The sequence below is a fragment of the Salmonella sp. A7 genome (assembly GCF_020181675.1).
Lineage (GTDB): Bacteria > Pseudomonadota > Gammaproteobacteria > Enterobacterales > Enterobacteriaceae > Salmonella > Salmonella enterica.
In genome coordinates this window covers 3,894,175-3,914,485 of record NZ_CP084001.1, presented here as the reverse complement: position 1 = coordinate 3,914,485, position 20,311 = coordinate 3,894,175, and the positions used below count along the sequence as shown (strand labels likewise).

At 54.9% G+C, this 20,311-nt stretch carries 18 protein-coding genes; 13 read left to right on the top strand and 5 right to left on the bottom strand.

Annotation, left to right across the window (positions count from 1 at the left end; genetic code table 11):
- The first annotated feature begins 84 nt into the window (after positions 1-84).
- The 5 genes from prfC (at position 85) to LCS67_RS19045 (ending at position 4,950) form a co-directional block, all read left to right on the top strand.
- Positions 85-1,674: a peptide chain release factor 3 gene (gene prfC / locus LCS67_RS19065; protein WP_000175965.1), complete on the top strand. Its 1,590-nt coding sequence runs from the start codon at positions 85-87 to the stop codon at positions 1,672-1,674.
- Positions 1,675-2,075: 401 nt separating this feature from the next.
- Complete coding sequence (gene osmY, locus LCS67_RS19060) at positions 2,076-2,693, top strand: molecular chaperone OsmY (RefSeq protein ID WP_000178963.1); 618 nt, start codon at positions 2,076-2,078, stop codon at positions 2,691-2,693.
- A 128-nt stretch (positions 2,694-2,821) separates the two neighbouring features.
- Positions 2,822-2,983 carry a DUF1328 domain-containing protein gene (locus tag LCS67_RS19055; RefSeq protein ID WP_000490276.1) on the top strand — a complete coding sequence of 54 codons (162 nt, stop codon included), beginning with the start codon at positions 2,822-2,824 and terminating at the stop codon, positions 2,981-2,983.
- A 123-nt stretch (positions 2,984-3,106) separates the two neighbouring features.
- Positions 3,107-4,180, top strand: coding sequence for a patatin family protein (locus tag LCS67_RS19050; protein WP_000531540.1), 1,074 nt, complete (start codon positions 3,107-3,109; stop codon positions 4,178-4,180).
- Positions 4,177-4,950, top strand: a complete 774-nt coding sequence (locus tag LCS67_RS19045) for a metal-dependent hydrolase (protein ID WP_031570623.1) — start codon at positions 4,177-4,179, stop codon at positions 4,948-4,950. Before LCS67_RS19050 ends, LCS67_RS19045 begins: the two co-directional genes overlap by 4 nt.
- 32 nt (positions 4,951-4,982) lie before the next feature.
- Here the strand turns inward: LCS67_RS19045 and LCS67_RS19040 are convergent, their stop codons facing one another.
- Together LCS67_RS19040 and LCS67_RS19035 are read right to left on the bottom strand one after the other, a co-directional pair.
- Positions 4,983-5,846: a YjjW family glycine radical enzyme activase gene (locus LCS67_RS19040; RefSeq protein ID WP_031570622.1), complete on the bottom strand. Its 864-nt coding sequence runs from the start codon at positions 5,844-5,846 to the stop codon at positions 4,983-4,985.
- Positions 5,818-7,368 (bottom strand): YjjI family glycine radical enzyme, encoded by a 1,551-nt coding sequence (locus tag LCS67_RS19035; protein WP_001111686.1) that lies wholly within the window; start codon positions 7,366-7,368, stop codon positions 5,818-5,820. The genes LCS67_RS19040 and LCS67_RS19035 overlap by 29 nt, the downstream gene beginning before the upstream one ends.
- Positions 7,369-7,627: 259 nt before the next feature.
- On the opposite strand from LCS67_RS19035, the gene deoC reads away from it, so the two are divergent.
- The 5 genes from deoC to LCS67_RS19010 all read left to right on the top strand — a co-directional run bounded on the left by deoC (position 7,628) and on the right by LCS67_RS19010 (position 12,755).
- Entirely contained in the window at positions 7,628-8,407 is a 780-nt protein-coding gene (gene deoC, locus LCS67_RS19030; RefSeq protein WP_001519713.1) for a deoxyribose-phosphate aldolase, read from the top strand.
- A gap of 123 nt (positions 8,408-8,530) precedes the next feature.
- Positions 8,531-9,853, top strand: coding sequence for a thymidine phosphorylase (gene deoA, locus LCS67_RS19025; RefSeq protein WP_000477840.1), 1,323 nt, complete (start codon positions 8,531-8,533; stop codon positions 9,851-9,853).
- Positions 9,854-9,904: 51 nt separating this feature from the next.
- The gene (gene deoB / locus LCS67_RS19020; protein ID WP_000816454.1) at positions 9,905-11,128 is read left to right on the top strand and encodes a phosphopentomutase; all 1,224 of its coding nucleotides are present in this window, start codon (positions 9,905-9,907) and stop codon (positions 11,126-11,128) included.
- 209 nt (positions 11,129-11,337) lie between these two features.
- Positions 11,338-12,057, top strand: coding sequence for a purine-nucleoside phosphorylase (gene deoD / locus LCS67_RS19015; protein ID WP_000224864.1), 720 nt, complete (start codon positions 11,338-11,340; stop codon positions 12,055-12,057).
- Positions 12,058-12,263: 206 nt separating this feature from the next.
- On the top strand, positions 12,264-12,755 hold the full coding sequence (locus LCS67_RS19010; protein WP_000073957.1) for an REP-associated tyrosine transposase: 492 nt from the start codon (positions 12,264-12,266) through the stop codon (positions 12,753-12,755).
- Between the two features lie 84 nt (positions 12,756-12,839).
- Here LCS67_RS19010 and lplA read toward each other — a convergent pair whose 3' ends face one another.
- The gene (lplA, locus tag LCS67_RS19005) at positions 12,840-13,856 is read right to left on the bottom strand and encodes a lipoate--protein ligase LplA (protein WP_000209769.1); all 1,017 of its coding nucleotides are present in this window, start codon (positions 13,854-13,856) and stop codon (positions 12,840-12,842) included.
- 33 nt (positions 13,857-13,889) lie between these two features.
- The gene (locus LCS67_RS19000) at positions 13,890-14,534 is read right to left on the bottom strand and encodes a YtjB family periplasmic protein (RefSeq protein WP_000090067.1); all 645 of its coding nucleotides are present in this window, start codon (positions 14,532-14,534) and stop codon (positions 13,890-13,892) included.
- Between the two features lie 116 nt (positions 14,535-14,650).
- Here LCS67_RS19000 and serB point away from each other — a divergent pair, with 116 nt between their 5' ends.
- The 3 genes from serB (at position 14,651) to nadR (ending at position 18,468) form a co-directional block, all read left to right on the top strand.
- On the top strand, positions 14,651-15,619 hold the full coding sequence (gene serB / locus LCS67_RS18995; protein WP_001132983.1) for a phosphoserine phosphatase: 969 nt from the start codon (positions 14,651-14,653) through the stop codon (positions 15,617-15,619).
- Between the two features lie 83 nt (positions 15,620-15,702).
- The gene (gene radA, locus LCS67_RS18990) at positions 15,703-17,085 is read left to right on the top strand and encodes a DNA repair protein RadA (RefSeq protein ID WP_001029710.1); all 1,383 of its coding nucleotides are present in this window, start codon (positions 15,703-15,705) and stop codon (positions 17,083-17,085) included.
- Between the two features lie 150 nt (positions 17,086-17,235).
- Positions 17,236-18,468 (top strand): multifunctional transcriptional regulator/nicotinamide-nucleotide adenylyltransferase/ribosylnicotinamide kinase NadR, encoded by a 1,233-nt coding sequence (nadR, locus tag LCS67_RS18985; RefSeq protein ID WP_000093829.1) that lies wholly within the window; start codon positions 17,236-17,238, stop codon positions 18,466-18,468.
- 117 nt (positions 18,469-18,585) lie between these two features.
- Here the strand turns inward: nadR and ettA are convergent, their stop codons facing one another.
- Positions 18,586-20,253 carry an energy-dependent translational throttle protein EttA gene (gene ettA / locus LCS67_RS18980; RefSeq protein ID WP_000046773.1) on the bottom strand — a complete coding sequence of 556 codons (1,668 nt, stop codon included), beginning with the start codon at positions 20,251-20,253 and terminating at the stop codon, positions 18,586-18,588.
- Positions 20,254-20,311 lie beyond the last annotated feature (58 nt).

Here is a 20,311-nt window from a genome sequence, read left to right as displayed (position 1 = left end):
CCCCAGGTTGATGGGTAAAATAGCCGCATTTTTCGTATTCAACATGCGTGGTCAAACGCCGCGCTTAATCAAGAAGATTTGACTATGACGTTGTCTCCTTATTTGCAAGAGGTGGCCAAACGCCGCACTTTTGCCATTATTTCTCACCCGGACGCCGGTAAAACCACCATTACCGAAAAAGTGTTGCTGTTCGGACAGGCGATTCAGACCGCCGGTACGGTAAAAGGCCGTGGCTCCAGCCAACATGCAAAATCTGACTGGATGGAGATGGAAAAACAGCGTGGTATCTCTATCACCACCTCGGTGATGCAGTTCCCGTATCACGACTGTCTGGTGAACCTGCTGGACACCCCGGGGCACGAAGACTTCTCCGAAGATACCTACCGTACCCTGACGGCGGTGGACTGCTGTCTGATGGTGATCGACGCCGCAAAAGGCGTTGAGGACAGGACTCGTAAGCTGATGGAAGTTACCCGTCTGCGTGATACGCCAATCCTGACCTTTATGAACAAACTCGACCGTGATATCCGCGACCCGATGGAGCTGCTGGATGAAGTCGAGAATGAGCTGAAAATCGGCTGCGCGCCGATCACCTGGCCGATTGGCTGCGGGAAGCTGTTTAAGGGCGTTTATCACCTTTATAAAGATGAAACTTATCTTTATCAGACCGGTAAGGGCCACACCATTCAGGAAGTGCGCATCGTTAAAGGGCTGAATAACCCGGATCTGGACGCCGCCGTCGGTGAAGACCTGGCGCAGCAGCTGCGCGACGAGCTGGAACTGGTGCAGGGCGCGTCTAACGAGTTTGATGAAGAGCTGTTCCTGGCAGGGGAAATTACCCCGGTATTTTTCGGTACCGCGCTGGGTAACTTTGGCGTTGACCATATGCTGGATGGTTTAGTGGCGTGGGCGCCCGCGCCGATGCCGCGTCAAACCGATACCCGCACAGTGGAAGCCTCGGAAGAGAAGTTCACCGGTTTTGTCTTTAAAATTCAGGCCAATATGGACCCGAAACACCGCGACCGCGTGGCGTTTATGCGCGTGGTTTCCGGTAAGTATGAGAAGGGCATGAAGCTACGCCAGGTCCGTACCGGCAAAGATGTGGTGATTTCCGACGCGTTAACTTTTATGGCGGGCGACCGTTCGCACGTTGAAGAAGCGTACCCGGGCGATATTTTGGGTCTGCATAACCACGGCACCATTCAGATTGGCGATACCTTCACTCAGGGCGAGATGATGAAGTTTACCGGTATCCCGAACTTTGCGCCGGAACTGTTCCGTCGTATTCGCCTGAAAGATCCGCTCAAGCAGAAGCAGCTACTGAAAGGGCTGGTGCAGCTTTCTGAAGAGGGGGCGGTGCAGGTATTCCGTCCCATCTCCAACAACGATCTGATTGTCGGCGCCGTGGGCGTTTTGCAGTTTGACGTTGTTGTCGCGCGCCTGAAAAGCGAATACAACGTTGAGGCGATTTATGAATCCGTCAACGTGGCGACGGCGCGCTGGGTGGAAAGCGCCGATGCGAAGAAATTCGAAGAGTTTAAGCGTAAGAATGAAACGCAGCTGGCGCTGGATGGCGGCGACAACCTCACCTATATCGCCCCCACGATGGTTAACCTGAACCTGACCCAGGAACGTTACCCTGACGTTCAGTTCCGTAAAACGCGCGAACACTGATCCCTTTCCGGGCGCGGCATCCGCCGCGCCTTCGTACTTTCCCTGCCTTTTTAACCGCTTACGGAATGTTCTTAAATCCCGCGTTTTTTCTCCGATCTGCCTGTTTTTTATACGCACCGACAAGCGATTTTAAAATTGTGATCTATATTTAACAAAGTGATGACATAAATGTCGGCTTTAATGCCTGTTCAATGCGTGAATATGAGAGCTTAAAGCTGAGATTTGTTTCAGTCACGATATTAATAACTGAAACGGAAGGGTGGCAGGCGACGCGTCGTTACAAATTCACGAATGTGATGCCAGTCATTGACTTCAGAAACCGGTGAGTTTCACCGCATTCAGCAATGCAACCTCGTGTTGCCTGAGCTCAAATTACGAGCAAACTATACAGGACAAAATCGATGACTATGACAAGACTGAAGATTTCTAAAACTCTGCTGGCCGTAATGTTGACCTCTGCCGTTGCGACAGGTTCTGCCTTTGCAGAAAACGCAACAACGGACAAGGCGCAAAGCGGAACCGAAACCGCAGGGCAAAAAGTCGATAGCTCTATGAATAAAGTCGGTAACTTCATGGATGACAGCGCTATCACTGCGAAAGTAAAAGCTGCGCTGGTAGACCATGACAATATTAAAAGCACCGATATTTCTGTCGAAACCAATCAGAAAGTCGTCACCCTGAGCGGCTTTGTAGAAAGCCAGGCGCAGGCTGAAGCCGCCGTGAAAGTGGCGAAAGGCGTAGAAGGCGTGACCTCCGTTAGCGACAAACTTCACGTTCGCGACAATAAAGAAGGTTCCGTGAAAGGTTATGCCGGCGATACGGCCACGACCAGTGAAGTCAAAGCCAAGTTGCTGGCGGACGATCTCGTCCCTTCCCGTAAAGTAAAAGTGGAAACGACCGATGGCGTCGTACAGCTCTCCGGTACTGTTGAAACTCAGGAACAAAGCGACCGCGCTGAAAGCATCGCGAAAGCCGTTGATGGCGTAAAAAGTGTTAAAAACGATCTGAAAGTTCAGTAATTCGTCGTAATTCGTCCTCCCGACGTTTGTCGGGAGGCGTAATGTGCACCACACTAAAAATATCGCGAATGAGTAGCCTGAGCGCTCATATTTAGCGGTCGACATTAACTATGGTAAAGGAGAGGCTTATGTTTCGTTGGGGCATTATATTTCTGGTTATCGCGTTAATTGCCGCCGCATTGGGTTTTGGTGGACTGGCTGGTACGGCTGCCGGCGCGGCGAAAATCGTCTTCGTCGTCGGGATCGTGCTCTTCCTGGTCAGCCTGTTCATGGGCCGTAAACGACCCTAGCAGGCAGCTGTAAAGATATATTGCTATCAAGCCAGTCCAGCGGACTGGCTTTTACGGTTTTAGCCGTTAACGTTTTGCGTTACCTTGTCAGCCTGGAAAAAAATGAAAAACAGGAAGGCAGAGGTGGGCCAGCGAATACCGGTTACGCTCGGCAATATTGCGCCGTTATCATTAACACCGTTCCGGCCAGGCCGTATGGCGCTGGTCTGCGAGGGCGGGGGGCAGCGGGGCATCTTTACCGCAGGCGTGCTGGATGAGTTTATGCGTGCGCAGTTTAATCCTTTCCATCTCTACTTCGGCACATCAGCCGGTGCGCAAAATCTCTCGGCGTATCTCTGCAACCAGCCCGGCTACGGGCGTAAAGTCATTATGCGCTATACCACCAGGCGCGAATTTTTTGATCCGCTGCGATTTGTACGCGGAGGAAACCTTATTGACCTCGACTGGCTGGTGGAATCCACCGCCGCCCGAATGCCGCTGCAGATGGATACCGCAGCGCGCCTGTTCGACAGCGGAAAATCCTTTTATATGTGCGCCTGCCGGGGGGATGATTACACGCCGGGCTATTTCTCGCCGACAAAACAAAACTGGCTTGATATCATTCGCGCCTCCAGCGCCATACCGGGTTTCTACCGTACCGGTGTTACGTTAGAGGGCATCAACTATCTGGACGGTGGCATTAGCGACGCCATTCCGGTTCAGGAGGCGGCAAAGCGGGGGGCGAAAACCATTGTGGTGATCCGCACCGTACCCTCGCAAATGTATTACACGCCGCAGTGGTTTAAGCGTATGGAGCGCTGGCTGGGGGAGAGCAGTCTACAGCCGTTGGTCAACCTGGTGCAGCATCATGAAACGTCCTACAGCGCGATCCAACAATTTATTGAAAAGCCGCCGGGTAAGCTGCGGATCATTGAAATTTATCCGCCGAAACCGCTGCACAGCATGGCGCTGGGCAGCCGTATCCCGGCGCTGCGTGAGGATTACAAAACCGGGCAATTATGCGGGCGTTATTTCCTTGCCACCGTTGGTAAATTGCTCGCCGCAACGCCGCCTCTCCTGCGCCATACGTCGCGGATTGCCGTGCCGGAAACGGTGGTCGTGCCTCCGGCGCCGGTGGCCAATGATACGCATGTGGCGGAGGTCATTAGCGCGCCGCAGGCAAACGACACCACATTTACCGACGAGGATCTGGCGTGAGCTGGCGCTTTATCGATACACACTGCCATTTTGATTTCCCGCCCTTTACGGGCGATGAGCGCGCCAGTATTCAGCGTGCCTGTGAGGCGGGCGTTGGAAAAATCATCGTGCCGGCGACCGAGGCGGCGCACTTTCCCCGCGTGCTGGCGCTGGCGGCGCGTTTCCCGTCGCTTTATGCTGCGCTGGGATTGCACCCCATTGTGATTGAGCGTCATGCCGATGACGATCCTGATAGGCTGCAACAGGCGCTGGCGCAACAACAGAACGTCGTGGCGGTAGGCGAGATCGGTCTCGATCTTTATCGCGACGATCCGCAGTTCGCCAGGCAAGAGCGATTTTTAGACGCGCAACTGCAACTGGCAAAACGCTACGATCTGCCGGTGATCCTGCACTCGCGGCGCACGCATGACAAACTGGCGATGCACTTAAAGCGCCAGGATCTGCCGCGAACCGGCGTGGTGCATGGTTTTGCCGGCAGTCTGCAACAGGCCGAACGCTTTGTGCGACTGGGCTATAAAATCGGCGTCGGCGGCACCATCACCTACCCGCGCGCCAGTAAAACCCGTGATGTTATGGCGCGGTTGCCGCTGGACGCGCTGTTGCTGGAGACCGATGCGCCGGATATGCCGCTAAAGGGGTTTCAGGGGCAGCCGAATCGCCCGGAGCAGGCGGCGCGCGTATTTGATGCGCTCTGCGAATTACGTCCGGAGCCCGCAGAGGTGATAGCCGATACGCTGTATCGCAATACCATTACCTTGTTTCGGCTCTGAGGACATCGCAGCCGCCGTCCGGCAGGCGACGCTTACAAATATAGCGCCGGCAAAATCAGCTTCGCCACCCCACGCGCGCGCAATCCGTCTGCCAGCCGTTCCACCTCTTGCGGCGTCGCGCCTGGCCAGGCTTTCGCTTCGCCATAGACGCCATGCGCATGAAAGGCATTCAGGCGCACCGGAACCTCGCCCAGCGAAGTAATAAACGCCGCCAGTGAATCGATATGCGCCGCATAGTCCACCTGACCCGGGATAACCAGTAACCGCAGCTCCGCCAGTTTTCCCCGCGCAGCAAGAAAGCGGATACTGTGCTTAATATGCGTGTTATCACGTCCGGTCAGACGGTGATGACACTCGCTCTTCCAGGCTTTCAGATCGAGCATTACGCCGTCGCAAACCGGCAGTAGTTTTTGCCAGCCGGTCTCGCTTAACTGACCATTACTGTCCACCAGACAGGTCAGCCGTTGTAACTGCGGATCGGCTTTGATCGCCGTAAATAGCGCCACAATAAACGGTAATTGCGTGGTCGCCTCTCCGCCGCTGACGGTAATACCTTCAATAAACAGCGATGCTTTACGAATATGACGCAGCACATCGTCAACGCTCATGGTTTGCGCCATTGGCGTTGCCCGCTGTGGGCACATTTTCAGGCAGGTATCGCACTGCTCGCAGACGTCCGACCGCCATACCACTTTCCCGCCATCAACGCTGAGGGCGTGATGCGGACACTGCGATACGCATTCCCCGCAGTCGTTACAGCGTCCCATCATCCACGGGTTATGGCAATTCTTACAGCGCAAATTGCAGCCCTGTAAGAATAATGCCAGGCGGCTGCCTGGCCCATCGACGCAGGAAAACGCAATGATCTTACTGACTAAAGCGCATCTGTTGTTCATGGCTGACTACGCGTGGCTGTCGTTCCAGGATGCGGGTATTACGTGCGGCTTCTTCTCCCAGCCAGGTGGTATTCGTGCGCGAGCCTTCGGCGCGAAATTTCGCCAGATCCGACAGGCGCACCATATAACCGGTGACGCGCACCAGATCGTTGCCGCTGACATTGGCGGTAAATTCCCGCATCCCGGCTTTGAACGCGCCAAGACAAAGCTGGACCAACGCCTGCGGATTACGCTTGATGGTTTCGTCCAGCGTCAGAATGTCGCTGATCCCGGCATGATAAAAGGCATGGTGCGGTGCGACGGTTTGCAAATGGGTGATAGGGTCCGGTTCATCGCCATACGGCAGACGCGCGCCCGGCGTAGTGCCGATATCGGAACTTATGCCAGACTGGGCATGGAGCAGCGCCCGTTGCTTCCAGCCATACTTCACTGGCGTATTTTCGACGAAATCCGCCAGTTGGGCGCTGATACGGTAGCCCAGCTCGTTCGCCGTTTCATTCTTGCCGTAACGGGCGTTCAGGCCCGCGTTTTCGCACAGCAGATTCACGGCTTCCGCCAGCCCGTACATACCGAACATCGGCGCAAAACGTTCGGGATCGATCAAACCTTCCTGTACAAGAAAGCTATTCTCAAAGAAATGTGACTTTTCATAGAGGAATTCACATCGTGAATTAATGATGGCGATCTGCTGTCGGCAGTAGTGCGGTAGCGTGCGTGAAAAGAAGTCATCGACAGACGTACTGCGTTCTGCCACGGCTTTCAGGTTGAGACGTACCAGCGTACTGCCGCCGCCGCCAAGCGGTAGCGAGTTATAACAACTGACGATGCCATAATGGCCTTTTGTGAAAATTTTATCATTTACAGGGCCGTTGGAAATGTGTGGCTTACTGCATTCGCAAATGTTTTTGGCGACTTCCAGCAGCAGATCGTCCGGCGTAATTTCCGCATCGTAGATAAACGTCAGGTTAGGCGCCACCTGCTTTAGCTCGGCATCAGCGCGCAAAATCGCTCGTGTGACAGGCGTATCGGCAGGGCCAATATTGGCATGCATAAAGGCGTCTGGCAGCGTTCTGTCGAGATAACGCCAGAAACGTTTTATTCGAATATCGATCGCATCTTGTGTTAGAATTCTAACATACGGTTGCAGCAACGCATCAAGCTGGCCGAGATAAACCGGCATGGACGTCACGGAAGGTACGTGATGATACAGAATGGTGAGTAGGGATAACGCATCATCCAGATCTTTCGCGCCTTCCAGTTCCAGCCACTGTGAACCGTTAGCCAGAAATCGGGCGTAATCGGGCAACACGTAGCGCGGTTTGAAGGGGGCGTGCCCCTCAAACATATCGCAAATGACGCCTTCATCCAGCGCCTGGCGGGCATCTTCCGGCAGGGTGGGATAAGGCAGGGCGTTTTCAGCTTCCAGCGCCAGAAAATGGCGTTTTTGTTCAGGCGTGAGCACCGGGCTGGTCACAATTTGCTGGCAACGCTGCTGGAGCGCAGTTTCGCATGAGGCAGGCATCTTCGTTTCCTCTTTATGCCGGGACGATGCGCTATTGTAGAAAATGGCGGCAAACCGACTTTGATCCTGATGCGCTTATCGCTCGAAGAACAGACGGTGACGGCGGGATAATTTGATTCAGATCTCATTACAGTAATGCAAATTTGTACGTAGTTTTCATTAACTGTGATGTATATCGAAGTGTAATCGCGAGTGAATGTTAGAATATTAACAGACTCGCAAGGTGAAATTTTATACGGCAATGCCGTTGGAGAATGTCATGACTGATTTAAAAGCAAGCAGCCTGCGTGCGCTCAAACTGATGGATCTGACCACTCTGAACGATGACGACACCAATGAAAAAGTGATCGCGTTGTGTCATCAGGCAAAAACCCCGGTCGGGAATACGGCGGCGATTTGTATTTACCCGCGTTTTATCCCGATTGCGCGTAAGACTCTGAAAGAACAAGGTACGCCGGACATCCGCATTGCAACGGTGACTAACTTCCCGCATGGCAATGATGACATCGATATTGCGCTGGCGGAAACCCGTGCGGCGATCGCCTACGGCGCTGACGAAGTGGACGTGGTATTCCCGTACCGCGCGTTGATCGCCGGTAACGAGCAGGTGGGTTTTGACCTGGTAAAAGCCTGTAAAGACGCTTGTGCCGCAGCGAACGTATTGCTGAAAGTGATCATCGAAACCGGCGAGCTGAAAGAAGAGGCGCTGATTCGCAAAGCCTCTGAAATCTCCATCAAAGCCGGTGCGGATTTCATCAAAACCTCTACCGGTAAAGTGCCGGTAAACGCTACGCCGGAAAGCGCGCGCATCATGATGGAAGTGATCCGCGACATGGGCGTTTCCAAAACCGTTGGCTTCAAACCGGCGGGCGGCGTACGTACGGCGGAAGACGCGCAGAAATTCCTCGCGATTGCAGATGAACTGTTTGGCGCTGACTGGGCAGATTCTCGTCACTACCGCTTTGGCGCATCCAGCCTGCTGGCAAGCCTGCTGAAAGCGCTGGGTCACGGCGACGGTAAGAGCGCCAGCAGCTACTAAGCTCTGATTTGCCGGATGGCGCTGCGCTTATCCGGCCTACAAATCCAGGCCTGTAGGCCGGATAAGGCGTTAACCGCCATCCGGCGATGTAAGCCTTCTACTCTTTTCCCTCAGGAGGGTACCGTGTTTCTCGCACAAGAAATTATTCGTAAAAAGCGTGATGGTCATGCGTTGAGTGACGAAGAAATTCGTTTCTTTATCAATGGTATTCGTGACAATACTATCTCTGAAGGGCAGATTGCCGCCCTGGCGATGACCATCTTCTTCCACGATATGACCATGCCGGAGCGTGTTTCGCTGACCATGGCGATGCGGGATTCCGGTACTGTCCTTGACTGGAAAAGCCTGAATCTCAATGGCCCGATTGTCGATAAGCATTCGACCGGCGGCGTAGGGGACGTGACGTCTCTGATGCTGGGGCCAATGGTAGCGGCCTGCGGCGGTTATGTGCCGATGATCTCCGGTCGCGGCCTCGGACATACCGGCGGTACGCTCGATAAACTGGAAGCGATCCCGGGCTTCGACATCTTCCCGGACGACAACCGTTTCCGCGAAATTATTCAAGACGTGGGTGTGGCGATTATTGGGCAAACCAGCTCGCTTGCACCGGCGGACAAACGTTTTTACGCCACCCGCGATATTACCGCGACGGTGGACTCTATTCCGCTGATCACTGGTTCCATCCTCGCCAAGAAACTGGCCGAAGGGCTGGATGCGCTGGTAATGGACGTCAAAGTCGGCAGCGGCGCGTTTATGCCAACCTATGAACTTTCTGAAGCCCTTGCTGAAGCGATTGTCGGCGTGGCAAACGGCGCGGGAGTTCGCACTACGGCGTTGTTAACCGATATGAATCAGGTGCTGGCTTCAAGCGCCGGTAACGCGGTGGAAGTGCGTGAAGCCGTGCAGTTCCTGACCGGTGAATACCGCAATCCGCGCTTGTTTGACGTCACTATGGCGCTATGTGTGGAGATGCTGATCTCCGGCCAGCTGGCGAAAGACGACGCCGAAGCGCGTGCCAAACTGCAGGCGGTGCTGGATAACGGTAAAGCGGCAGAAGTCTTTGGTCGTATGGTGGCCGCGCAGAAAGGGCCGAGCGATTTCGTTGAGAACTACGATAAATACCTGCCGACCGCCATGTTGAGCAAAGCGGTATATGCTGATACCGAAGGGTTTATCAGCGCAATGGATACGCGTGCGCTGGGGATGGCGGTCGTCTCGATGGGCGGTGGGCGTCGTCAGGCGTCTGATACCATTGATTACAGCGTTGGCTTTACCGACATGGCCCGTCTGGGCGACAGCATCGACGGGCAGCGCCCGCTGGCGGTGATTCATGCCAAAGACGAAACCAGTTGGCAGGAAGCGGCGAAGGCCGTCAAAGCGGCAATTATCCTTGACGATAAAGCGCCAGCAAGCACACCTTCGGTCTATCGTCGAATTACTGAATAGTTGTATACTGATCTGATCAATTATTTTTGAAGCACTAAGTACGGAGAAGATATGAAACGTGCATTTATTATGGTGCTGGACTCATTCGGCATCGGCGCTACTGAAGACGCGGATCGTTTTGGCGACGTAGGTTCCGACACTCTGGGCCACATCGCAGAAGCTTGCGCCAAAGGCGAAGCTGACAATGGCCGTAAGGGCCCGTTGAATCTGCCTAACCTGACTCGTCTGGGGCTGGTGAAAGCGCATGAAGGCTCTACCGGTAAAATTGCCGCTGGCATGGACGGCAACGCGGACGTTATTGGCGCATACGCATGGGCGCACGAACTGTCCTCCGGCAAAGATACGCCGTCCGGCCACTGGGAAATCGCCGGCGTACCGGTGCTATTCGACTGGGGCTATTTCAGCGATCACGAAAACAGCTTCCCGCAGGAACTGCTGGATAAGCTGGTAAAACGCGCCAACCTGCCGGGCTATCTCGGTAACTGCCACTCTTCCGGCACCGTTATTCTGGACCAGCTCGGCGAAGAGCACATGAAAACCGGCAAGCCGATTTTCTACACCTCCGCTGACTCCGTGTTCCAGATTGCCTGCCACGAAGAGACCTTTGGCCTGGATAAACTCTACGAGCTGTGCGAAATCGCCCGTGAAGAGCTGACCGAAGGCGGCTACAACATTGGCCGCGTGATCGCGCGTCCGTTTATCGGCGACAAGGCCGGTAACTTCCAGCGTACCGGTAACCGTCACGACCTGGCCGTTGAACCGCCAGCGCCGACCGTGCTGCAGAAACTGGTCGATGAAAAACAGGGCCACGTGGTGTCCGTCGGTAAGATTGCCGACATCTACGCCAACTGCGGCATCACTAAGAAAGTGAAAGCGACCGGTCTGGACGCGCTGTTCGACGCGACCCTCAAAGAGATGAAAGAAGCGGGCGATAAGACCATCGTCTTCACTAACTTCGTCGACTTCGACTCTTCCTGGGGCCACCGTCGCGACATCGCGGGCTACGCCGCAGGTCTGGAGCTGTTTGACCGCCGTCTGCCGGAGCTGATGGAGCTGGTGGGTGAAGATGACATTCTGATCCTGACCGCTGACCACGGCTGTGACCCGAGCTGGACCGGTACTGACCATACCCGTGAGCACATTCCGGTGCTGATCTACGGTCCAAAAGTCAAACCGGGCTCTTTAGGTCACCGTGAAACCTTCGCGGATATCGGCCAGACGCTGGCGACCTACTTTGGTACATCGCCAATGGATTACGGTAAAAACATGCTGTGATACCCGTTGTCTTTCGCGCTGTAGATGCGTTGACTTCATTCGCTCACCCCGGTCACATAGTTTATCTATGCTCCCGGGGATTCACGAATTCGTCGCCTTCCTACAACGCGAAATCCTTAGGGTATTTCACTGTTTTTACAGACGTTTTGTAGGCCTGATAAGGCGTAGCCGCCATCAGGCAATAACAACAAATTTAAAGGGAACTGAAGATGGCAACTCCACATATTAATGCAGAAATGGGTGATTTCGCTGACGTCGTATTGATGCCGGGCGACCCGCTGCGCGCGAAGCACATTGCTGAGACTTTCCTCGAAGATGTTCGCGAAGTGAACAACGTTCGCGGCATGTTAGGTTTCACCGGGACTTACAAAGGCCGTAAGATCTCCGTGATGGGTCACGGTATGGGTATCCCGTCCTGCTCCATCTACACCAAAGAGCTGATCACCGATTTCGGCGTGAAGAAAATCATTCGCGTCGGCTCCTGCGGCGCTGTGCGCATGGACGTCAAACTGCGCGACGTGGTGATCGGTATGGGTGCCTGCACCGACTCCAAAGTGAACCGTATCCGTTTTAAAGATCATGACTTCGCGGCTATCGCTGACTTCGACATGGTACGTAACGCAGTTGATGCGGCAAAAGCGCTGGGCGTTGACGCGCGCGTGGGCAACCTGTTCTCTGCAGACCTGTTCTACTCTCCGGACGGCGAAATGTTCGACGTGATGGAAAAATACGGCGTACTGGGCGTAGAGATGGAAGCGGCGGGCATCTACGGCGTTGCGGCTGAGTTTGGCGCGAAAGCGCTGACTATCTGCACCGTGTCCGACCACATCCGTACCCACGAGCAGACCACTGCCGCTGAACGTCAGACGACCTTCAACGACATGATCAAAATCGCACTGGAATCCGTACTGCTGGGCGATAAAGAGTAAGATTGTGCTGTGCCCGGTGGCGCTTCGCTTACCGGGCCTACAACGGCCTGCGGTTGTTACCGGATCGACTTGTAGGCTGGATAAGGCGTAGCCGCCATCCGGCAATCTGCTGTTTATACTGCGGGCCTCATTCCCGAATTACCCTCTCCGCATTGCCTTTTGCTATTAACCCGTTACGTTTGGATTTTGTTTAAGGAATGAACAAAATGTCGAACTATCGTCGTTATTACATTAACGGTGGCACCTGGTTTTTCACGGTTAATCTGAAAAACCGGAAAAGTGATTTACTTGTCCGCCAGATTGCGGAATTACGCTCTGCTATTCGCCGAGTGAAAAATACGAAGCCTTTTCAAATTGATGCTTTTGTCGTGTTGCCTGAGCATCTGCATTGCATCTGGACGCTTCCTGAGAACGATTGTGACTTTTCATCTCGCTGGCGGGAGCTTAAAAAGTTATTTACCAAATCGATAATGCGCCATGACGTGTGGCAGCCACGATTCTGGGAGCACGCGATTCGCGACGAAAAGGATTTTCGCCGACATGCCGATTACCTCTACTTCAACCCCGTGAAGCACGGTTGGGTAAGGCGGGTGCAGGACTGGCCGTTTTCGACCTTTCATCGTGATGTTCGCAATGGCGTTTACCCGGTTTATTGGGCGGGGGAGGTGAGGGATCTTGACGCTGGTGAGTGGCGGTAATGCCGGATGGCGCGTTGCTTATCCGGCCTACAGAAAGCACTCATTTGTAGGCCGGATAAGGCGTAGCTGCCATCCGGCAATTCTTTAACGCACGGCCCCTGCGACCCAACTCGCCAGTTCCCGCAACTCACTCTCCTGTTCCGGAAACGTCGCTATCAGCGCTTCGCACGTTTCCTGTAGTTTATCCGCGCGGTACAAACACCCTTGCAGCCGCTCGGCCAGCGCTTCCAGCGGTGCCGGGTTCAGGCTATCGGTAAACACCTGCGCACGGGTAATCACACCTTTCTCGACGTCAAAATGCAGCTCGACGCCGCCCCAGGTGAAACGTTCGTCCAGCAGATGGCTGAACGCCGGTGCCTGGCCGAAATTCCACTCCCAACTGCTCTGGCGCGCAAAGGTTTCGGCAAAATTCGGCAGATCCGGCGTTTTATCCGGTGAAATCACTTCCGCGTCGACACGTTCGCCGTAATGAGCGAAAAAGGCTTCCGTGACCGCCTGGCAGACCTGTTGATGGGTGATACCCGGTAATAGCTCGGTAAGATTAGCCACGCGGGAGCGAACGGAGGTAATCCCTTTCGCCGCAAGTTTCTTTTTATCGGGATTCAGATAGTTCGCCAGACGGCTGAGGTCGGCGTTCAATAGCAGCGTACCGTGATGGAAACCGCGATCTTTGGTTTCGCGATAGGCTGAACCGGAGACTTTGCGATCGCCGTCCGGCGTTTTTACGACCAGATCGTTGCGTCCCGAAGCATCGGCCATGACCCCCAGTGAATTCAGCGCCGCGAGCACAATATGGGTGGAGATGGTTTTATCGTATTCCGGTTTACCGGCCATAAAGGTAAAACAGGTATTACCGAGGTCATGGAATACCGCGCCGCCGCCGCTGCTACGGCGGGCCAGACGGACGTTATCTTCTTCCATACGCCGCGTATTACACTCTTTCCACGGGTTTTGCGCGCGTCCAATGACCACCGTATCCGCGTTGCGCCACAGGAACAGCACGCGCTGGGTGGCGGGCATCTGGCGGAAAATGCACTCCTCGACCGCCAGGTTAAACCAGGGATCGTAAGAGTCAGAAATAAGCAGGCGTAATGTAGTCATGGTGGTTTTCCTTACCTTTATTAAGCCGTCATTTTACTCTTTTTCCTCACGCTCTTCCTCTTCCGGAACAGGCTTGCTGGCCGTTAACAGGAAGGGCGACTGCTGCCAGCGGGTGCGTTTACCTTGTAGCAAGGTGCGCGTCAGCACCACGCCTATCGCCAGCGAGAGTAGCAGCATCAGGCGTAGAATGTTGGTGGTGTTATCGACCTGCTTTGCTTCGGTGGCCAGCGTGTGGGTATCCAGAGTCAGACGCAGGTAGCCCAATGGGCCGTTTTTGCCCTGGATAGGCTCGACAATTTGTTGGTTAAAATAGCTGCCCGCTTTTTTGCCATCCAGCGCCAGCCTGTCGCGCACGTTGACGCTTTCGCCAGCGCGAGTAATAAGATCGCCCTGTTCATCATAGACGCCGGCATCCAGAATACGGCTCTCTTGCGTGAGCTGACGCAGCACGGCGTTGATGCGATTTTCATCCGGTGTTTCGCTGCGCATCAGCGGGGCGATGTTGAGCGTCACCTGGCGCGCCAGCGTGCGGGCCAGCTCTTCCAGCTGCGGATTGCGCTGTCGCTGGTGGTTTTGACTAAACCAGGACGCGCCCTGCATGAGCGCGACGAGCAGTGTGAGACAGAACAATACAATGACTGCACGATGCAGCCGAAATTTCAGTTTTGCGCGAGCCATATTCCACCTGCTGAAAATTTGAGGCTTAATGTTGCCAGAAGCGATGGTTACAAGGTAGCCTCATGCGTTATTTTCCGCGGGGCGGTTACCGGCCTGAACGATTTACAGGAGCTTTAATGCCTAACATTACTTGGTGCGATCTGCCTGAAGATGTCTCTTTATGGCCTGGTTTGCCTCTTTCTTTAAGCGGCGACGAGGTGATGCCTCTGGATTACCATGCAGGCCGCAGCGGTTGGCTGTTGTATGGGCGCGGGCTGGATAAGCAGCGTTTAACTCAATATCAGACCAAACTGGGCGCCGCAATGGTGATTGTCGCCGCCTGGTGCGTGGAGGATTATCAGGTCATTCGTCTGGCGGGGTCGCTAACGCCGCGTGCGACGCGGCTGGCGCATGAGGCGCAGCTGGATGTCGCGCCGCTGGGTAAAATTCCGCATCTGCGCACGCCGGGGCTGCTGGTCATGGATATGGATTCCACGGCGATCCAGATTGAGTGTATCGATGAAATCGCTAAGCTGGCTGGTACCGGTGAGAAGGTGGCTGAAGTGACGGAGCGCGCGATGCGCGGCGAGCTTGATTTTACCGCCAGCCTGCGTAGCCGCGTGGCGACGCTGAAAGGCGCGGATGCCGATATTTTGCGTCAGGTGCGCGGGAATCTGCCGCTAATGCCAGGATTAACGCAGTTGGTGCTAAAACTGGAAGCGCTTGGCTGGAAAATCGCTATCGCCTCCGGCGGCTTCACTTTCTTTGCCGACTATCTGCGTGACCAGCTACGTCTGACGGCGGCGGTCGCCAATGAGCTGGAGATCATGGACGGTAAATTTACCGGTCACGTTATCGGCGATATTGTGGATGCTGAGTATAAAGCCAATACCTTGCTTCGTCTGGCGCAAGAGCATGACATCCCGCTGGCGCAGACGGTGGCGATTGGCGACGGCGCTAACGATCTGCCCATGATCAAAGCGGCAGGGTTAGGTATTGCCTTCCATGCCAAGCCAAAAGTAAACGAAAAGACGGAGATTACGATCCGCCACGCTGACCTGATGGGCGTGTTTTGCATTCTCTCCGGCAGCATGAACCAGAAATGATTAACCTGCCCAATGGCAAGGCGACCGTAGGCCGGATAAGCGCCAGCGCCATCCGGCAACAGCGTTAACGAAAGAGGTAAAACGTGGCAAAAGCTCCCAAACGCGCCTTTGTTTGTAATGAATGCGGGGCCGATTACCCGCGCTGGCAGGGGCAATGCAGCGCCTGTCATGCCTGGAACACCATTACCGAGGTGCGCCTTGCCGCATCGCCGACGGTGGCGCGTAACGAACGTCTGAGCGGATACGCCGGCAGTGCGGGCGTATCAAAAGTGCAGAAACTGTCTGACATCAGTCTTGAGGAATTGCCGCGCTTTTCTACCGGTTTTAAAGAGTTTGACCGCGTGCTGGGCGGCGGGGTGGTACCCGGCAGCGCCATTTTGATTGGCGGTAACCCCGGCGCGGGCAAATCAACGTTGCTGCTGCAAACGCTGTGCAAGCTCGCCGAGCAGATGAAAACACTGTACGTCACCGGCGAAGAATCGCTACAGCAGGTGGCGATGCGCGCGCACCGTCTCGGCCTGCCGACCGCGAATCTGAATATGCTCTCCGAAACCAGCATCGAGCAGATCTGCCTGATTGCCGAAGAAGAACAGCCGAAGCTAATGGTGATCGACTCTATACAGGTGATGCATATGGCGGACATCCAGTCGTCGCCAGGCAGCGTCGCCCAGGTGCGCGAAACGGCAGCCTACCTGACGCGCTTCGCCAAAACGCGCGGCGTGGCGATCGTGATGGTCGGCCACGTCACCAAAGACGGGTCGCTGGCGGGGCCGAAAGTGCTGGAACACTGTATCGATTGCTCAGTATTGCTCGACGGCGACGCCGATTCTCGTTTCCGCACGCTGCGCAGCCACAAAAACCGCTTTGGCGCAGTCAATGAGCTGGGCGTCTTCGCCATGACCGAACAGGGGTTGCGCGAAGTGAGCAATCCGTCCGCCATCTTTTTAAGCCGCGGCGATGAGGTCACTTCCGGCAGTTCAGTGATGGTCGTCTGGGAAGGCACGCGACCGTTGCTGGTGGAGATTCAGGCGCTGGTCGATCACTCGATGATGGCGAACCCCAGACGCGTGGCGGTCGGTCTGGAACAAAACCGTCTGGCAATCCTGCTGGCGGTGCTGCACCGACACGGCGGTCTGCAAATGTCGGATCAGGATGTCTTCGTCAACGTGGTCGGCGGCGTGAAAGTCACCGAAACCAGCGCGGATCTGGCTTTACTGCTGGCGATGGTCTCCAGCCTGCGTGACAGGCCGTTGCCGCAGGATCTGGTGGTGTTTGGCGAAGTGGGGCTGGCAGGCGAGATTCGTCCGGTGCCGAGCGGGCAGGAGCGTATTTCCGAGGCGGCGAAACACGGTTTTCGTCGGGCGATTGTGCCTGCCGCCAACGTACCGAAAAAGCCGCCGGAAGGAATGCAGGTGTTCGGTGTTAAAAAGCTCGCAGATGCGTTAAGCGTGTTTGACGACTTATAATTCGCTGTATGCAGTGATGTTGTATAATTTGCCGGATGGCGACGCAATGCGTCTTATCCGGCCTACGGATTGATACGGATTGATGTTGTAGGCCTGATAAGCGAAGCGCCATCAGGCAGTGTTATGCGATTTTTCCAGCAGGAGGCTCTTGTGTCATCGTTCGACTATCTCAAAACCGCGATTAAGCAGCAAGGTTGCACTCTGCAACAGGTGGCTGACGCCAGCGGTATGACCAAGGGGTATCTGAGTCAGTTACTTAACGCCAAAATCAAAAGCCCCAGCGCGCAAAAACTGGAGGCGCTACACCGTTTTCTCGGGCTGGAGTTTCCCCGCCGACAGAAAAACATTGGCGTGGTGTTCGGTAAATTTTATCCATTGCATACCGGACACATCTACTTGATCCAGCGGGCCTGTAGCCAGGTGGATGAGCTGCACATCATTATGGGTTATGACGATACGCGCGACCGCGGACTGTTTGAGGATAGCGCCATGTCGCAGCAGCCCACCGTGTCGGATCGCCTGCGCTGGTTGCTGCAAACCTTCAAATACCAAAAAAATATTCGCATCCACGCCTTTAATGAAGAGGGGATGGAGCCTTATCCGCATGGCTGGGACGTCTGGAGCAACGGCATTAAAGCGTTTATGGCAGAGAAGGGAATACAGCCGAGCTGGATCTACACTTCCGAAGAGGCTGATGCGCCGCAGTACCTGGAGCATTTAGGGATTGAGACGGTACTGGTCGATCCTGAACGCACGTTTATGAATATCAGCGGGGCGCAAATCCGCGAAAATCCGTTTCGTTACTGGGAATATATTCCTACCGAAGTGAAGCCGTTTTTCGTGCGTACCGTCGCTATACTGGGCGGGGAATCAAGCGGCAAGTCTACGCTGGTCAATAAGCTCGCCAATATTTTTAATACCACCAGCGCCTGGGAATATGGCCGCGACTATGTCTTTTCGCATCTGGGCGGCGATGAGATGGCGTTACAGTATTCCGATTACGATAAAATCGCGCTGGGTCATGCACAATATATTGATTTTGCAGTGAAATATGCGAATAAAGTGGCGTTTATCGATACCGATTTCGTCACCACCCAGGCATTTTGCAAAAAATACGAAGGGCGCGAGCATCCCTTTGTCCAGGCGCTGATCGACGAGTATCGCTTCGACCTGGTGATTTTGCTGGAGAATAATACGCCGTGGGTAGCTGACGGACTGCGAAGTCTGGGCAGTTCAGTGGATCGCAAAGCGTTCCAGAACCTGCTGGTCGAGATGCTGAAAGAGAACAACATTGAGTTCGTTCACGTTAAAGAGGCTGATTACGATGGCCGCTTTTTGCGCTGTGTGGAACTGGTGAAAGAGATGATGGGCGAGCAGGGATAAGAACCAATGCCTGATGCGACGCTTACCGCGTCTTATCAGGCCTACAGTTTCACAACGTACTGGAATCGCTGGGTTTGTAGGCCGGGTAAGCGCAAGCGCCACCCGGCATTCAGACATTTATTTGGCAATACGCTTGTACTTGATACGCTTCGGCTCCAGCGCCTCGGCGCCCAGCGTGCGTTTCTTGTACTCTTCGTATTCGGTAAAGTTACCTTCGAAGAATTCCACCTTACCTTCATCCTGATAATCCAGAATGTGGGTGGCGATACGGTCAAGGAACCAACGGTCGTGCGAGATAACCATCGCGCAGCCAGGGAACTCCAGCAGGGCGTTTTCCAGCGCGCGCAGGGTTTCGATATCCAGGTCGTTCGTCGGTTCGTCGAGCAGCAGGACGTTGCCGCCCACCTGCAGCAGCTTCGCCAGATGCAAACGACCGCGCTCACCGCCGGACAGTTCGCCAACGCGTTTGCCCTGATCGACGCCTTTGAAGTTGAAGCGGCCTACATAGGCGCGGCTTGGCATTTCAGTGTTGCCGATCTTCATGATATCCAGCCCGCCGGACACTTCTTCCCAGACGGTTTTGCTGTTGTCCATCGCGTCGCGGAACTGATCGACCGAGGCCAGCTTGACGGTTTCACCCAGCGTAATGGTGCCGCTATCAGGCTGCTCCTGACCGGACATCATGCGGAACAGGGTCGATTTACCCGCGCCGTTTGGCCCGATGATCCCGACGATAGCGCCTTTCGGTACCGAGAAGCTCAGGTCGTCGATCAGTACGCGGTCGCCGTAGGATTTACGCAGATTGCTGACTTCAATGACTTTGTCGCCCAGACGCGGTCCTGGTGGAATAAACAGTTCGTTGGTTTCGTTACGTTTCTGATACTCAACGCTGTTCAGTTCTTCAAAGCGAGCCAGACGCGCCTTACCTTTCGACTGACGGCCTTTCGCGCCCTGACGCACCCACTCCAGCTCTTTCTCAATGGATTTACGGCGAGCTGCTTCCTGAGACGCTTCCTGCGCCAGACGCTGATCTTTCTGCTCCAGCCAGGAGGAGTAGTTGCCTTCCCACGGAATACCTTCGCCGCGGTCAAGTTCCAGAATCCAACCGGCGACGTTATCGAGGAAGTAACGGTCGTGGGTAATCGCCACGACGGTGCCTTCGAAGTCGTGCAGGAAACGTTCCAGCCACGCAACAGATTCGGCATCCAGGTGGTTGGTGGGTTCGTCGAGCAGCAGCATATCCGGCTTTTCCAGCAACAGACGGCACAGCGCCACGCGACGGCGCTCGCCGCCGGACAGTTTTTCGACTTTGGCATCCCAGTCCGGCAGACGCAGAGCGTCAGCTGCGCGCTCAAGCTGCACGTTCAGGTTATGACCGTCGTGCGCCTGGATAATCTCTTCAAGCCGGCCCTGCTCTGCGGCCAGCTTGTCGAAGTCGGCATCCGGATCGGCATACAGCGCGTACACTTCATCCAGACGTTTGAGGGCGTTAACCACTTCCGAAACGGCCTCTTCAATCGACTCGCGTACCGTGTGTTCCGGGTTTAGCTGAGGTTCCTGCGGCAGGTAGCCAATCTTAATGCCGGGCTGCGGGCGCGCTTCGCCCTCGATATCTTTATCGAGACCCGCCATGATGCGCAGCAGGGTAGACTTACCGGCGCCGTTAAGGCCCAGCACGCCGATTTTGGCGCCAGGGAAGAAGCTCAGCGAGATGTTTTTCAGAATATGACGTTTCGGCGGAACCACTTTGCCGACACGATGCATGGTATAAACGAATTGAGCCACGTTGGACTTCGCCTCTATGTTTATCGTGATGGTGAATAGATGTCAAAGGCGAAGTGTA